Here is a 14,320-nt window from a genome sequence, read left to right as displayed (position 1 = left end):
TGCCACCGTGATCGCCGGAGAGGGGGCCGTCCAAACGGGGCCGCTGTCCTCAGCGCCCGACGTTATTCCTGTATTCGCGACCGGGCCGTCGTGGTAAGCCTGACACGTCACACCAGAGGGATCGGAGATCCGAGATGACGGCACTCACCGAAGACGGCAGGAAACTGGTCTCCGAGGCGGCGATCCGCCACGGCGTCGCGCCCGAAACCGCCGAGGCCGTGCTGGCGGCGCTGGTCGCCGGGCGCGGTACGCAGGCGCAGTTCAACATCGCCGAGCTGGGCGGCATGGGGCAGTGGTCCCAAGGCGGCATGACCATGATCGGCGACATGTTCAACAATGGTCTGAAGGCGCGGGTCGATGCGCTCTGCGCCGATCTCGCCAACATCCTCATGGTCGACAATCTCTTCCACCGGCCCCAGAGGACGGCGGAGGCCCTGGGCACGCAGGGCCAGTCGCAATCGCAGGGCGACGGCATGGGTGCGAGCCTGTTCATCAAGGGCGGGGCCGGGGGCGCCTCGTGGCCCGCCGGGCTGGGCCAGCCCTCCTCCACCGGCAGCCAGAACAGCCTGCGCTACGCGGTGTTCCCGCAGACCCGGCGGCTGGCGATCGATTTCGGCGGTCGGATCGAGGTCTACGACACCGGCGATCACCGGATCACGGGCGTGTCGCAGCAGCAGAGCGGCGACCAGTCGCTGAGTTTCACCAGCCAGCACGGGCTGGTATCGCTGAGCGATCTGCCGCGGGTGGCGGAGGCGGAGGAGATGCCGGCGAAACCGGAAGGCCCTGCCGCCGAAGCGCCCGAGCCGCTGGCCGATCCGGCCTTGGAGATGCCGGCAGCGCCGGTTCCCGAACCGGCGTCGATCGCAAGCACTGCCTCCGGGACGGACCCGTCCGGCAGCGAGGAGATCGTCGCGCTGATCCGCAAGCTCGGAGACCTGAAGGAGGCCGGCCTGCTCAGCGAGGACGAGTTCGCCGCCAAGAAGCGCCAGCTGCTCGACCGGCTCTAACCCCGGTCGCGCGGCTATTCCGCCGCCAGCCGCGCGCCGCGCATGGTGCCGATCAGCCGTGCGCCGGCCTCGCCCGAGAGGTAGGCCAGCCGCCCGCCGCTCACCGTGGCCTCGATCTCGCGCGTGGCGGCGTTGACCACCACGAAATCCGCCCGCTTGCCGCGCTCGAGCGTGCCGCGATCGGCCAGCCCCATGATCTCGGCCGGAACGCGGCTGATCATGTCCCACGCGCCCGGAAGGTCGCGCACGCCGCGATCCACCAGAACCCAGGCCGCCTGCGCGAGGCAGGGGTAGTGGTAGTCCGAGACCAGCGCGTCGCAGAGTCCGCGCGCCACCAGATGCAGCGCCGAGACATTGCCCGATTGCGAGCCGCCGCGCACCACGTTGGGCGCGCCCATCAGCACCGGGTCGTTGCAGGCCCGCGCCAGCTTGGCGGCGGCGGCAGTGGTCGGGAACTCGGCGATGCGGGCGCCGATGATGCGGTAATATTCCCGCGTCTCGCCATCGGGGTCGTCATGGCTGCCGTAGCGCACATTCATCGCGTCGAACGCCTCTGCCAGCGCGCAGAGATGGCGCGGCACGTCGCGGCCACGCTCCTTCGCGTCGTGCAGCGTCACGAGGAATTCCGCCAGCGTGCGCCCGCCGCGCTCGGCCCATTGCGTCACCTTGTGGGGCGCGCTTTCGGCCAGCTCGAGCGTCTCGGGCAGGTGGTTGTTGAAGATCACGTAGTCGATGCCGAAGCGTCGGATCGCCGCCAGCATCCGCTCGCGGGTCTCGGGCATGTGGGTCTCGCAACGCAGCTGCAGCCGCAGGTCGGTGAGCGCGCTCGGACGGTAGCTCTCGAGCGCGGCCATCACCGCTTCGGCGAAATCGGGGCCGCGCATTCCGCCCTCCCAGCTCCAGCACTGCGCCAGCCATGCGGTGGTGACGCCATGCGCCGCCGCCTCGCGGTCGGTCGAGCGCAAACCCGCCAGGATCGGGAAGGGGGCCGAGGGCCTTGGCGCGATGTGGCGCTCGAAGGCGTCGCCATGCAGATCGATGATGCCCGGCAGGATCAGGTAGCCCGACATGTCGACCTCGGGCAGGGGGCCCTTGGTGATCACGCCGTCCTCGATCACCAGCGACCGCTTCTGCAGTTCGCCACCGCGCAGGATGGTCGCGCCTACGAGGCGCAGGGGAGGAAGCAGTGCCGTCATGCGTGTGTCCGCTCGAGGTTTTCCACAGCTTCTAGCGCGCCAAAATGTCAGGGCTGTGACGTTTGCGGCCCTGTCTGCTCCTGCGTGCCCACATCGTCTGAAGAAAACGTGAGCGCCACCCGGTCGCCGGCAAACCATGTCAGCCCGTATTCCAGCGGCTGGCCCTCGGCATCGACGTTGACGCCTTCGGCCCGCAGCAGCGGCGCGCCCTCGCGCATGGTCAGGTGAAGCGCCTGCGTCGGTGTCGCGGCTTCGGCGGTCAGCCGGGTGCGGGCGCGGGTGTAATCGGCGATGCCGTTGGCGTTCAGCGCCTTGGTGACCGAGGTGACCTCGGCCAGCGTGGCCGCGAGACCCGGAAAGCGCGCGGCGGGAAAGCAGCTGATGAAATGCGCCACCGGCATCGCCTCGGCCAGCGACAGGCCCTCGTAGACGATCACCTCTGCCCCCTCTGCCAGTGACAGCGCCTCGGCCTCGGCGCGGTCGGCGGGGCGGGTCTCGATCCGCAGCACGCGCTTTTCCGGCAGCCGCCCCGAGGCGCGCAGGTTCTGCGAAAAGCGCACCCGCTCGCCGATGGGATAATCGAGCGGCGTGGCCTTCACGAACACGCCCGCGCCGCGCCGGCTGTGCACGAGGTCACGCTCGGCGAGATCGGCCAGCGCCCGGCGCGCGGTGTGGCGGTTGACCCCGAAGCGGGAGGACAGCTCGGCCTCGGTCGGCAGCTTGTCCCCGGCGCGGTAGAGGCCGCGGGCGATCTCGCCTTCGAGCTCGGCGGCGATGGATTTCCAGATCGGGCTGCGGGCCATGCTCGGCTCCTGTCATTGAAACTTCACGCAAGTTGGCTTGCGCTTCGGGGCGACTCGGCTCATGATTTGTCTAGTTGTATATAAACCTAGACAAGTCGGCAAGGTTGTCCAGATGAATGTGACGGAAGTCGGAACCGAGGCGCGGCAGCGCTGGATGGGGCTGCTGGCCCGGGCGCCCGCGGCGCGGCTGGCAGAGCTTTTCGAGGCGGCAGTCGCGGCCCCGGCGCACGCGTGGCTGCGGATGCCCGAGACCGGTGGCGTGATGGTGCGTGGCCGGGCCGGCGGCACCGGCGCGCCCTTCAACATGGGCGAGATGACGGTGACGCGCTGCGCGCTCAGGCTCGAGACCGGCGAGGTCGGGCATGGCTACGTGCAGGGCCGTGACAAGACCCATGCGGAGCGCGCGGCGCTCGTCGATGCGCTGATGCAAGGGCCGAAGGCCGAGACGCTGCGCGAGGCGGTGATCGCCCCGCTGGCCGAGGCCGAGGCGGCGTCGCGCCGAGAGCGGGCCGCCAAGGCCGCGGCCACCAAGGTCGAGTTCTTCACAATGGTTCGGGGAGAGGACTGATGCGAGACGACGCACTCAGCGGCGGGTTCACCGACGCGCCGGTCGAGGCCGCGCGTGCCTTTCGCGCCGCGCTTGAGGCGATGGCCTGCCCGGGCAGCCTGCACGAGGTGGCGGGGGCCGAGGCGCCCGCGCCTCTGAGCACGGCGGCGGCGGTCCTGCTGCTGACGCTCTGCGACGGCGAGACGCCGCTCTACCTCGCGCCCGGGCATGACACGCAGGGGGTGCGCGACTGGATCGCTTTCCAAGTCGGCGCGCCGATGGTCGGCCCTAGCGAGGCGATGTTTGCCCTCGGGCGGTGGGACGCGCTGGCGCCGCATGACGCCTATGCCATCGGCACGGCGGAGTATCCCGACCGCTCGGTGACGCTGATCGTCGAGATGGAGGAGCTGCGCGCCGAGGGCGTGCGGCTCACCGGTCCGGGGATCGAGACCGAGGCGCATCTCTCGCTGCCCGAGACCGCGGCCTTCCAGCGCAATGCCGGGCGCTTCCCGCTGGGCTGGGATTGCTATTTCACCTGCGAAGGCCGCCTCGCGGCGCTGCCGCGCACCACGAGAACGGAGGCGCTCTGATGTATGTGGCTGTAAAGGGCGGCGAGCGCGCCATCGACGCCGCGCATGACTGGCTCGCCGAGGAGCGCCGCGGCGACCCCGAGGTGCCCGAGCTGTCGCTGGCGCAGATCCGGGAGCAGATGAGCCTCGCGGTGAACCGCGTGATGGCCGAGGGCTCGCTCTACGATCCCGAGCTGGCGGCGCTGGCGATCAAGCAGGCGCGCGGCGACCTGATCGAGGCGATCTTCCTGATCCGGGCCTACCGCACGACGCTACCGCGCATCGGCCATTCGCGCGCCGTAGACACCGGTGCGATGCGCTGCGACCGCCGCGTCAGCGCGACCTTCAAGGACGCGCCGGGCGGGCAGGTGCTTGGCCCGACCTTCGACTACACCCACCGGCTGCTCGATTTCAAACTTGCCGCCGAGGGCGCGGCACCGGTGGCGCGTCAGGCCGAGCCGACCGAGGCGCCGACGCCGCGCATCACCGAGTTTCTCAATCGCGACGGGTTGATACAGGACGAAGCTCACAGCGACGAGACGCCGGCCGACATGACCCGCCAGCCGATGGAGTACCCCGCCGACCGGGCCTTGCGCCTGCAGGCGCTGACCCGTGGCGACGAGGGCTTCGTGCTGGGCATGGCCTATTCCACCCAGCGCGGCTACGGGCGCAACCACCCCTTCGTGGGCGAGCTGCGCATCGGGGCGGTCGAGGTCGAGATGGAGATCTCCGAGCTGGGCTTCGACATCTGCATCGGCGAGGTCACCCTCACCGAATGCGAGACGGTGAACCAGTTCATGGGCTCTAAGACCGAGCCGGCGCAGTTCACCCGCGGCTACGGGCTGGTCTTCGGCCAGACCGAGCGCAAGGCGATCTCCATGGCGCTGGTCGACCGCGCGCTGCGCTGGGAGGAGCTGGGCGAGGAGAATGTCGGCGCCCCGGCGCAGGACGAGGAGTTTGTCCTCGCCCATTCCGACAACATCCAGGCCACCGGCTTTCTCGAGCACATCAAGCTGCCGCACTATGTCGACTTCCAGTCGGAGCTCGAGCTGGTGCGCAAGATGCGCCGGGAGGCCGAGGGCAGCATGAAGGAGGCGGCGGAATGACCGCGATGCAGCACGACCCGGCCTACAACTTCGCCTATCTCGACGAGCAGACCAAGCGAATGATCCGTCGCGCGCTGCTGAAGGCGCTGGCCATCCCCGGCTACCAGGTGCCCTTCGCCTCGCGCGAGATGCCGATGCCCTATGGCTGGGGCACCGGCGGCGTGCAGGTCACCGCCGCCTGCCTGACCCCGGGGGACCGGCTCAAGGTCATCGACCAGGGCGCCGACGACACCACCAACGCGGTCTCGATCCGCAAGTTCTTCGAGCGCACCGCCGGCGTCGAGACCACCGAGCACACCGCGGAGGCCAGCGTCATCCAGACCCGGCACCGCATCCCCGAGGCGCCGCTCGGCGAGGGGCAGATCCTTGTCTATCAGGTGCCGATCCCCGAGCCGCTGCGCTTCCTCGAGCCGCGCGAGACCGAGAGCCGCAAGATGCACGCGCTCGAGGAATACGGGCTGATGTATGTGAAGCTCTACGAGGACATCGCCCATAACGGCGCGATCTCGACCGCCTATGCCTACCCGGTCAAGGTCGAGGGGCGCTACGTGATGGACCCGTCGCCGATCCCCAAGTTCGACAATCCCAAGCTCGAGAGCGGCGCGATCCAGCTGTTCGGCGCCGGGCGCGAACAGCGGATCTACGCGATCCCGCCCTACACGCAGGTGGTGAGCCTCGATTTCGAGGATCACCCGTTCGAGCCCAGCAAGGCGGATCACGATTGCGATCTCTGCGGCTGCGGCACCAGCTACCTCGACGAGGTGATCACCGACGACGCGGGCGGGCGGATGTTTGTCTGCTCGGACACCGATTTCTGCGCCGCGCGACAGGCCGAGGGCCATCGCGGGCGCCTCTCAGCGGAGGACGCGGCATGACGCCCTTGTTGCAGGTCAGGGATCTGACCAAACGCTACGGCGCCCGGCTCGGCTGCGGCGATGTGAGCTTCGATCTCTACCCGGGCGAGGTGATGGGCATCGTCGGCGAGAGCGGCTCGGGCAAGTCGACGCTGCTGAACTGCCTTGCCGGGCATCTCGCCCCCGACGAGGGGCAGGTGATCTTCGACACCCGCGGCGACGGGCCGGTCGACACGCTGACCATGTCCGAGCCCGCGCGGCGGATGCTGGGGCGCACCGACTGGGCCTTCGTGCACCAGAACGCCCGCGACGGGCTGCGCATGGGCGTCAGCGCCGGGGCCAATGTGGGCGAGCGGCTGATGGCGGTGGGCGCCCGGCATTACGGCGACATCCGCGCGCAGGCGGTGGACTGGCTGGGCCGGGTCGAGATCGCCGAGGACCGGGTCGACGACCGGCCGAGGGCGTTTTCGGGCGGGATGCAGCAGCGGCTGCAGATCGCGCGCAACCTCGTCACCGGGCCGCGGCTGGTGTTCATGGACGAGCCGACCGGCGGGCTGGACGTCAGCGTGCAGGCGCGGCTTCTGGACCTGCTGCGCGGGCTGGTGCGCGAGATGGGGCTCTCGGCGATCATCGTCACCCACGATCTTGCCGTGGTGCGGCTTCTGGCCGACCGGCTGATGGTGATGAAGTCGGGCGCGGTGGTCGAGACCGGTCTCACCGATCAGGTGCTGGACGATCCGCAGCATGGCTACACCCAGCTGCTCGTCTCCAGCGTGCTGCAGGTTTGAGACGCCGGACCGGGGGCTGTCTGCCCCCGGACCCCCGAAGGTATTTGGAAACCAGAGAAGGACAGGGCGGATGGAAGCGATGATCCGGGTCTCGGACGTGTCGAAGAGTTTCGTGCTGCACAATCAGGGCGGCGCGGTGATCCCGGTGATGGCGGGGGCGGCGCTTTCGGTGCGGCGCGGCGAGTGCGTGGCGCTGGTGGGCGACTCCGGCGCCGGTAAGTCGACCTTGATGCGGATGCTCTACGGCAACTACCTCGCCGATGGCGGGCGCATCTTGGTCGGCGATGTCGAGGTGAGTGGGGCGGAGCCGCGCGAGATCCTCGCGATGCGCCGCGAGGTGCTGGGCTATGTGAGCCAGTTCCTCCGCGTGGTGCCGCGGGTGCCGACGCTGGAGGTGGTGGCCGAGCCGGTCCGGGCGGCGGGCGGCAGCCGCGAGGCGGGCGAGGCGCGGGCGCGGGACCTGCTGGCGCGGCTCAACGTGCCGGAGCGTCTGTGGGCGCTGTCGCCGACGACGTTCTCCGGCGGCGAGCAGCAGCGGGTGAACATCGCGCGCGGCTTCGCGCATGACTTCCCGGCGATGCTGCTCGACGAGCCCACCGCCTCTCTCGACGCCACCAACCGCGCGGTGGTGCTGGGGCTGATCGAGGAGGCCAAGGCGCGCGGCGCGGCGATCGTGGGGATCTTTCACGACGCCGAGGCACGGGCGCAGGTCTGCGACCGCGAGATCGACGTCAGCCGCTTCACCCCGGAGCGCGCGGCGTGAGCGGGCGGTTCTTTGCCGTGGTCGGCCCGTCGGGCGTGGGCAAGGACACGCTGATGGAGGCTATGGCCGCGCGCGTGCCGGGGCTGCGGCTGGTGCGCCGGGTGATCACCCGGCCTGCAAGCGCCGGTGGCGAGGAGTTCGAGGGCGTGAGCGAGGCGGCGTTCGAGGCGCGGGTGGCGGAGGGCGCCTTTGCCCTGCACTGGCAGGCGCATGGCTTGCGCTATGGCGTGCCGGTGGCGGTGGACGCGATGCTGGCGGCGGGCCACCCGGTGCTCTGCAACCTGTCGCGGGCGGTGCTGCCCGAGGCGGCGCAGCGCTTCGCGGGGATGCGGGTGCTGCACGTCACCGCGCGGCCCGAGGTGCTGGCCGAGCGGCTCGCAAGCCGTGGTCGCGAAAGCGCAGCGGAGATCGCCCGGCGGCTGGGGCGGGCGGGCGTTGCGCTGCCCGCGGGGCTGGATGTGCGCGAGATCGACAACTCGGGCGATCTCGACGCGGCGCTGGCGCAGATGCTCGCGGCGCTTCAGCCGGTGAGGGCGTAGCGGTGCAGCAGGTGGAAGCGGCCCGCCTCGTCCTCGCCGAAGAGGCAGAGCGCGTCGACGCGGAACGGGCGCGGCGCCAGCGGCTCGAGCACGGGGGCGAGGGCCGCCATGGTGGCCTCGGCCTGGGCGCGGGGCAGGCGGCCGGTCAGGGTGAGATGGAAGCGGAACTCCTCCATCACGTAAGGATACCCCCAGCGCAGCAGGTTCTTCTCCTGCGCGGGCGAGAGATTGGCCTTGCGGCGACGGGCGAGCTCGTCTTCGCCGGGCGCGGCGCGGTGCGGATCGAGCGCCCGCACGGTCTGGGCCGCGATGCGCGCGAGGCCCGCGGTATCGCCCTCGGGCGTCAGGGCGACGAAGCTGCCGAGACGGGTGAGCGCGAGGCCCGGCATCTCGGCGGGCGCCAGCGTGGCGGCAAGGGCCGCGAGGTCGGCCTCGAGCGCGGCGCGGCTGCCGGTGATGCGGAAGGGAGGTTTGAGCGTGCCGTGGAAGCCGTATTTGCGCGGCGTGGCGGTGATCTCGGCCACCGGCAGCGGCACGCCGGGCACATCGGGGTGCTCGCGCTCCGTGCCCGCGGCGGCATCCCAGCCCAGCCACCGGGCGGTGAATTCGGCAAACGGCCCCGGCTCGGGGGCGTAGTAGACGGCGTAACGGCTGAAATGTGTCATGGGCGCGGGCATAGATCCGTCATGTCACGGAATGATGACGACAGAAAGGGCAGAGCATGGGCGAGATGAGCCTGGGCCATATTCAGGCCAACGGCGAGACGGTGCTGGCGAACGCGCGCATCGTTCTCGAGCACGAGGTGGTGCGCGGCAGCGTGCTGATGCGCGACGGGCGCATCGCGGCGGTGGAGCAGGGCGGAGTGGCGCCGGCGGGGGCGATCGACTGCGACGGCGATCTGCTGATCCCGGGCCTGATCGAGCTGCACACCGACAATCTCGAGCGCCACATCCAGCCGCGCCCCAAGGTCGACTGGCCGCACGCGGCGGCCATCCAGGCGCATGACGGCGAGCTGGCCTCGGTGGGCATCACCACGGTGTTCGACGCCATGCGTGTGGGCTCGGTGATCTCGGGCGGGCGCACGGATTACCGCAAGTACGCCCGCGCGCTGGCCAGCGAGCTGATGCAGGCGCGGACCAAGGGGATGCTGCGGATCAGCCATTTCCTGCACCTGCGGGCCGAGGTCTGCTCGGAGACGCTGCTCGACGAGCTCGAGGAGTTCGGTGAGGCCGACCGGGTGGGCATCCTGTCGATCATGGACCACACGCCCGGCCAGCGGCAGTTCCGCGACCTGTCGAAGCTGAAGGACTACGTCTGCGGCAAGCATGGCATGTCGGAGGACCAGTTCGCCGATCACGTGGCCGGGCTGCGCGCGATCCACGACCGGCTTGGCGCCGCGCACGAGGCCGGCGCGGTGGCGGCGGCGCGGCGTCTGGGCGCTGTGCTGGCGAGCCATGACGACACCACCGCCGCGCATGTTTCGGTGAGCGCCGGACACGGCGTGCGGCTGGCAGAGTTCCCGACCACGGTGGAGGCGGCGGAGGCTTGCCACGCCCATGGCATCGCGGTGATGATGGGCGCGCCGAACCTGATCCGGGGCGGCTCGCATTCCGGCAACGTGGCGGCGGCGGAGCTGGCCGAGCGCGGTTTCCTCGACATCCTGTCCTCGGACTACGTGCCCTCGGCGCTGATGACCTCGGCCTTTCAGCTGGCAGGCATCTGGGAGGACCTGCCGCGCGCCATCGCCACGGTGACGGCGGCCCCGGCGCGGGCCACGGGGCTCGACGACCGTGGGGTGATCGCCGAGGGGCTGTTCGCCGATCTGGTGCGGGTGGCGCATATCGAGGGTGTGCCGGTGATCCGCGGCGTCTGGAGCCATGGCCGCCAAGTGGGGTGAGCCGGCTTCCCGGAAACGCTCCGGGGGAGCGTTTCGCCGGCGAACGGGCGGAGCCCCGGGGTTGGGCCGGCTTCCCGGACGCGCTCCCGGGGCGCGTTTCGGCCTGTGAACGGGCGGCGCTCCAGGGGAGAAATGAACTTTCCGGGTGCACTCCGTGGTCAGCTTCGGTGCTGGAGCGTCCCGGCCCCGCGGGTTGGCGATGGCGCGGCTTGCTCTGACTGGGCTTTCGTCGCGTCGCCCGGCCCTGACCCTGGGCGCAGGCTGGCGAGAGGGGGCACAATCGGCGCAGAGACGGTCTCGCGGATGGGTCGAGCGGCTCACGGTTACGTGAACATTTTCCCTGAAACTCCCCCGAAACAGGCTTCGTGGTTGTAGGCATACCCGCTCCGATCGGGGGTGGGAGGAGACCAACCAGGAGGAAATACAAATGACCATCTTCAAGAGCACCATCGTCGCATCCGCCCTTGCCCTTGCCGCCGCCCCGGCGCTGGCGCAGGACAACCCGATGGTCGGCGGCGCGCCGATGTATGCCGACAAGAACATCGTCGAGAACGCCGTGAACTCGGCCGATCACGAGACCCTCGTGGCCGCGGTCAAGCAGGCCGGCCTCGTCGACACGCTGATGGGTGAGGGGCCGTTCACCGTCTTCGCGCCGACCGATGACGCCTTCGACAAGATTTCCGACGACAGCCTGTCGCAGCTGATGATGGACGAGAACAAGGCGCAGCTCGCACAGATCCTGACCTGCCACGTCGTCGCGACCAGCGCGATGTCTGACGCGATTGCCGGCATGATCGCCGATGACGGCGGGATGCACCCGGTGCCGACGGTCGGCGGCTGCACGCTGCAGGCGAAGATGGAGGGCGGCACGATCACCCTGACCGACGAGCAGGGCCGCACCGCGAACGTGACCATCGCGGATGTGCGCCAGTCGAACGGCGTGATCCACGTCATCGACCGGGTTCTCCTGCCGGCGATGTAAGAGCCCCCCGCTGCCCGGTCCTTTCCCCCCGACTTGGCCGGGCGGCTCTCTCTCCGCGGTGTCAGCAGATACTGCGGAGAGGTGAAATCGTGATCTGCCGGGCCTCAGCGTTCGGCAGTGCCGTCCGGCCCGGAGCGGGCAGGGCGGCCTCGCGCGGGAGCCTGTGCGATCCCCAACATCCCGGATCTCGCGCGAATTTGTGCCGATGTGGCTGGACCGACCGCCGCCGCGCACGCACCTTAGAACCGCAAACAGCTCAGGAGGACCCACCATGACCCGCAGAGGATTTCTCGCGACCAGCGCAGCCATGCTTGGCCTTGGTGGCGCAGCGTCCGCCGCCGAGGAGCGCTTCGAGATCAGCCGCAGCGAGGCCGAATGGCGCGCCATGCTGAGCGATCTGGAATACGAGGTGATGCGCGAGGAGGCGACAGAACGCGCCTACACCTCGCCGCTCAACGACGAAAAACGCGACGGCACATTCCTGTGCAAGGGCTGCGATCTGCCGCTCTACGCCTCGGAGACCAAGTTCGACAGCGGCACCGGCTGGCCATCCTTCTACGAGGCGCTGCCGGACGCGATCGGCACCAAGTCCGACCGGTCGTTCTTCATGACCCGCACCGAGTGCCACTGCCGCCGCTGCGGCTCGCATTTGGGGCATATCTTCGACGACGGCCCGCCGCCCACCGGCAAGCGGCACTGCATCAACGGCGTCTCGCTGAGCTTCCGCCCGGCCTGAGGGCAAGCTTTCAGCTCTGGTAGGTCGCTGAAACGCGCCGGTCTCGGCGGACGAGGGGCATGATCCCCCCACTTTCAGGCGATAGCGAGCTGGTTTCGGCTAAGCTAGGGCGCGATCCGCTTCGCAAGGTCTGGCGGTCGTGGGGACGATCGGAAACCTGCCGTCACGAGGAGAGGTGCGACCGGGTGTGGGCCTGCGCGCCCAGGGGAAAGACGCGCAGGCCTGGCCGGTCCGTGAGTGCCCGGGTCAGGGAATCCCCGGGGACCTTCGACGGAAAATACCATCGACAGGTTTTTGCTAGCACAACTTTTAAGGGTGTGTCTATCGCGACTTTTATCTTGGAGGGAGAAGTCCTGCGCTATCGCCCGCCCCGCGTGAAGCGGCAGTCCGGATGCGATATCAGCGACTTCCGTCGCGCCCGGCGGGCGGCATGAACCCTGCCGCCCGGGTCCGATCCGTCTACTTGAAGTTGCGGCTGTCCTTGATCTGGTCCCAGGCCCAGACAACCTCCTGAAGCTGCTCTTCCTGGCTGCGGTCGCCGCCGTTCATGTCCGGGTGCAGCACCTTGATCAGCTTCTTGTACGCCTTGCGCACATCGGCCTTGGTCTCGGCGCGCTCGACCTCGAGGATCTCGAGGGCGCGCTTCTCGGTCGGGGGCAGGCGGCGTCCGCCGCCCGTTGCCGCGGCACGGCCCGGGTTGCGCGTGGCATTGTCGCCAAGCACCTGGTGCGGGTCCTCGATGCCGAGCCGGGCCCAGGCCCGGGCCTCGGGGTCGCGGTAATCCTTGGTCTTGCGTTCCCAGACCTTGTCGGAGCTCTGCTGGGCGTTCATCTCGGCTTCGGTCTTGCCGTCGAAGAAGCTCCACTGCGAATTGTAGTCGCGCACGTGATCCTTGCAGAACCAGTAATATTCATCGAGCACATCCGGCGCCTTGGGCGCACGGAATTTGCCGGGCTGATCGCATCCCGGATGCTCGCAGACGCGAGTGGAGGTCTCTTGTTCTCCGGACATGCCGCGGCGTCCGCGCGGATTCTTCTTCTTCGAAGTCTTTACCGACATATCGAAACCGAAGGGGTCAGGTCTGCTCATTGTCTCACCTTTTCGACTCGGACGAGGGAGTTTAGACAATCCCTCACCAGTTTGAAGAGGGCAGGAGACGAAATTTGTCACGGTCGGCGGAAATCGAAACACGGCTGCGCGAGGCGTTCACGCCCAGCGAGCTTGAAGTGCGCAACGACAGCGGTCGTCACGCGGGACATGCGGGCGATGATGGCAGCGGCGAGAGCCACTTCCACGTGCGCCTGCGGGCACCGGAGCTTGCCGGCAAGAGCCGGATCGCCCGGCACCGCGCCGTGCACGCGGCTCTGGGCGCAGAGCTTACCGCGGCGATCCACGCCCTGTCGCTCGATCTCGACGGCTGACGCCTAGCGCCGGCCCTGCCGCCTTTCTGCAGCGGGGCCGGGCCACGGCGCGGCGTCGGGTCAGGTCTTGTCGTCGTCTTCGCGGACGGCAGGCTTCGGCGTGTCGGTATCCCCTTCGACATCACCGTCTGCCGTTTCTTCGGCGCGGTCGGGCGCGGCGAGGTCCGCCGCCGAGGACAGCCTGCGCCCTTCGAGAGCGGCCTCGTCCTCGGGAGCCGCTGAGGTGGCTGGGGAGAGGGTGGGCTCCGCCTCGGTCGCCTCGATGGTCGAGACCGCGGCGGGGCGGCGAAACACCAGCAGGTTGCGCCAGACGGTCTGGCTCGAGGTGAGGCCGGAGCGTTCCTCGCTGGGCAGAAGCTCTGCGCGCTGGAACTCCCAGCCATCCGCCGCCATCTCGTTCATCAGCCGTTCTATGGCGCGGGCGAACCGGTCTTCGGCCGCCTTCACGCCGGGCGCCTTCTCGCCCTTCGCGGGGGCGGGAACGACCTTGTATTGATATTGAGTCATGGGAAGCCTGTGATTTTGCGTCGCGCCATCCTAGCAACCCGTGCCGCAAGCGCCACCCGGAACGGAATAAGCCGGGAGACCCTTGCGGACCTCCCGGCTGATAATGGTTCCGAACGTCGTAGCAGTTATGACTATTGCAATCGTTGGTAATCACTTCCGACCTGTCCTGGAAGCGAGGCCGACCGTGTCACGGATCCGGTAAACACTAAGTTAACAAAGCCTGAGAGCTTTCCGGGGAAGAGGCATGTTTCTGCCCGGATTGCGCCAGAATCTTCGCGTTTTGTGCGCTTCGCACTCCAAATCGGGTGAGGAGGGCGCTCAACGGACGCCTCTCCACACCCCCAACGCGGGCCTGTATTTGGAACCGGTCCTCCGGATGAAGAAGGGGGCGCGCCGCGTGGCCCGCCCCCTCTGGTGCTTGGAAGATGTCAGGACGTCAGTGACTGCTATAAGCGTGCTTCTCGTGCACCGCGGCGATGATGATCGTGCCCGCGGTTATCGCGACCGCAAGCAACAGGAAGAGTATCAGGATGGCCGGTTTGTCGGCGAAGGTGAAAACCGCCTCCGCGCCCTCCCAGCTTTCGATCGGTGAGGTGTTCATGGTC

Annotated in this window: 18 protein-coding genes; 12 read left to right on the top strand and 6 right to left on the bottom strand. The window is 69.0% G+C overall.

From position 1 onward, the window contains the following. The first annotated feature begins 134 nt into the window (after window positions 1-134). Window positions 135-1,007 carry an SHOCT domain-containing protein gene (locus tag LCM15_RS03840; protein ID WP_224853232.1) on the top strand — a complete coding sequence of 291 codons (873 nt, stop codon included), beginning with the start codon at window positions 135-137 and terminating at the stop codon, window positions 1,005-1,007. A gap of 14 nt (window positions 1,008-1,021) precedes the next feature. Here LCM15_RS03840 and LCM15_RS03835 read toward each other — a convergent pair whose 3' ends face one another. Both LCM15_RS03835 and phnF read right to left on the bottom strand, forming a co-directional pair. Continuing rightward, window positions 1,022-2,203, bottom strand: coding sequence for an alpha-D-ribose 1-methylphosphonate 5-triphosphate diphosphatase (locus LCM15_RS03835; RefSeq protein ID WP_224853230.1), 1,182 nt, complete (start codon window positions 2,201-2,203; stop codon window positions 1,022-1,024). Between the two features lie 47 nt (window positions 2,204-2,250). Beyond that, the gene (phnF, locus tag LCM15_RS03830) at window positions 2,251-3,006 is read right to left on the bottom strand and encodes a phosphonate metabolism transcriptional regulator PhnF (RefSeq protein WP_224853228.1); all 756 of its coding nucleotides are present in this window, start codon (window positions 3,004-3,006) and stop codon (window positions 2,251-2,253) included. 112 nt (window positions 3,007-3,118) lie between these two features. On the opposite strand from phnF, the gene phnG reads away from it, so the two are divergent. The 7 genes from phnG (at window position 3,119) to phnN (ending at window position 8,172) form a co-directional block, all read left to right on the top strand. Beyond that, window positions 3,119-3,574, top strand: a complete 456-nt coding sequence (gene phnG, locus LCM15_RS03825; protein WP_224853226.1) for a phosphonate C-P lyase system protein PhnG — start codon at window positions 3,119-3,121, stop codon at window positions 3,572-3,574. Then, window positions 3,574-4,143, top strand: a complete 570-nt coding sequence (gene phnH / locus LCM15_RS03820) for a phosphonate C-P lyase system protein PhnH (RefSeq protein WP_224853224.1) — start codon at window positions 3,574-3,576, stop codon at window positions 4,141-4,143. Before phnG ends, phnH begins: the two co-directional genes overlap by 1 nt. Next, window positions 4,143-5,228 carry a carbon-phosphorus lyase complex subunit PhnI gene (locus tag LCM15_RS03815; RefSeq protein WP_224853222.1) on the top strand — a complete coding sequence of 362 codons (1,086 nt, stop codon included), beginning with the start codon at window positions 4,143-4,145 and terminating at the stop codon, window positions 5,226-5,228. The genes phnH and LCM15_RS03815 overlap by 1 nt, the downstream gene beginning before the upstream one ends. Continuing rightward, window positions 5,225-6,103, top strand: coding sequence for an alpha-D-ribose 1-methylphosphonate 5-phosphate C-P-lyase PhnJ (locus LCM15_RS03810; RefSeq protein WP_224853219.1), 879 nt, complete (start codon window positions 5,225-5,227; stop codon window positions 6,101-6,103). The genes LCM15_RS03815 and LCM15_RS03810 overlap by 4 nt, the downstream gene beginning before the upstream one ends. After that, window positions 6,100-6,870 (top strand): phosphonate C-P lyase system protein PhnK, encoded by a 771-nt coding sequence (gene phnK / locus LCM15_RS03805; protein ID WP_224853217.1) that lies wholly within the window; start codon window positions 6,100-6,102, stop codon window positions 6,868-6,870. The genes LCM15_RS03810 and phnK overlap by 4 nt, the downstream gene beginning before the upstream one ends. Before the next feature lie 79 nt (window positions 6,871-6,949). Beyond that, window positions 6,950-7,633 (top strand): phosphonate C-P lyase system protein PhnL, encoded by a 684-nt coding sequence (gene phnL, locus LCM15_RS03800; protein WP_224854549.1) that lies wholly within the window; start codon window positions 6,950-6,952, stop codon window positions 7,631-7,633. Next, window positions 7,630-8,172: a phosphonate metabolism protein/1,5-bisphosphokinase (PRPP-forming) PhnN gene (gene phnN / locus LCM15_RS03795; RefSeq protein WP_224853215.1), complete on the top strand. Its 543-nt coding sequence runs from the start codon at window positions 7,630-7,632 to the stop codon at window positions 8,170-8,172. The genes phnL and phnN overlap by 4 nt, the downstream gene beginning before the upstream one ends. Here phnN and LCM15_RS03790 read toward each other — a convergent pair. Continuing rightward, window positions 8,154-8,837, bottom strand: coding sequence for a DUF1045 domain-containing protein (locus LCM15_RS03790; protein ID WP_412103273.1), 684 nt, complete (start codon window positions 8,835-8,837; stop codon window positions 8,154-8,156). The two genes, phnN and LCM15_RS03790, sit on opposite strands and share 19 nt — an antisense overlap. Window positions 8,838-8,893: 56 nt before the next feature. Between LCM15_RS03790 and LCM15_RS03785 the strand changes: the two genes are divergently transcribed. The 3 genes from LCM15_RS03785 to msrB all read left to right on the top strand — a co-directional run bounded on the left by LCM15_RS03785 (window position 8,894) and on the right by msrB (window position 11,787). Continuing rightward, a complete protein-coding gene (locus LCM15_RS03785) occupies window positions 8,894-10,069 on the top strand; it encodes an alpha-D-ribose 1-methylphosphonate 5-triphosphate diphosphatase (protein ID WP_224853210.1) in 1,176 nt (391 codons plus the stop codon). Window positions 10,070-10,496: 427 nt separating this feature from the next. Beyond that, on the top strand, window positions 10,497-11,051 hold the full coding sequence (locus LCM15_RS03780) for a fasciclin domain-containing protein (protein ID WP_224853208.1): 555 nt from the start codon (window positions 10,497-10,499) through the stop codon (window positions 11,049-11,051). A 271-nt stretch (window positions 11,052-11,322) separates the two neighbouring features. Beyond that, complete coding sequence (msrB, locus tag LCM15_RS03775) at window positions 11,323-11,787, top strand: peptide-methionine (R)-S-oxide reductase MsrB (protein WP_224853206.1); 465 nt, start codon at window positions 11,323-11,325, stop codon at window positions 11,785-11,787. A gap of 459 nt (window positions 11,788-12,246) precedes the next feature. Here the strand turns inward: msrB and LCM15_RS03770 are convergent, their stop codons facing one another. Further along, complete coding sequence (locus tag LCM15_RS03770; protein ID WP_224853204.1) at window positions 12,247-12,876, bottom strand: DnaJ domain-containing protein; 630 nt, start codon at window positions 12,874-12,876, stop codon at window positions 12,247-12,249. Window positions 12,877-12,950: 74 nt separating this feature from the next. Here LCM15_RS03770 and LCM15_RS03765 point away from each other — a divergent pair, with 74 nt between their 5' ends. Further along, window positions 12,951-13,208 (top strand): BolA family protein, encoded by a 258-nt coding sequence (locus tag LCM15_RS03765; protein WP_224853202.1) that lies wholly within the window; start codon window positions 12,951-12,953, stop codon window positions 13,206-13,208. Between the two features lie 60 nt (window positions 13,209-13,268). Here LCM15_RS03765 and LCM15_RS03760 read toward each other — a convergent pair whose 3' ends face one another. Together LCM15_RS03760 and LCM15_RS03755 are read right to left on the bottom strand one after the other, a co-directional pair. Continuing rightward, window positions 13,269-13,715: a DUF4177 domain-containing protein gene (locus LCM15_RS03760; RefSeq protein ID WP_224853200.1), complete on the bottom strand. Its 447-nt coding sequence runs from the start codon at window positions 13,713-13,715 to the stop codon at window positions 13,269-13,271. Window positions 13,716-14,151: 436 nt separating this feature from the next. Beyond that, window positions 14,152-14,316 carry a hypothetical protein gene (locus LCM15_RS03755; protein ID WP_224853198.1) on the bottom strand — a complete coding sequence of 55 codons (165 nt, stop codon included), beginning with the start codon at window positions 14,314-14,316 and terminating at the stop codon, window positions 14,152-14,154. Window positions 14,317-14,320: the final 4 nt, after the last annotated feature.

This window comes from Salipiger bermudensis, assembly GCF_020171625.1.
GTDB lineage: Bacteria > Pseudomonadota > Alphaproteobacteria > Rhodobacterales > Rhodobacteraceae > Salipiger > Salipiger bermudensis_B.
This window is presented reverse-complemented; position numbering and strand designations above follow the sequence as displayed.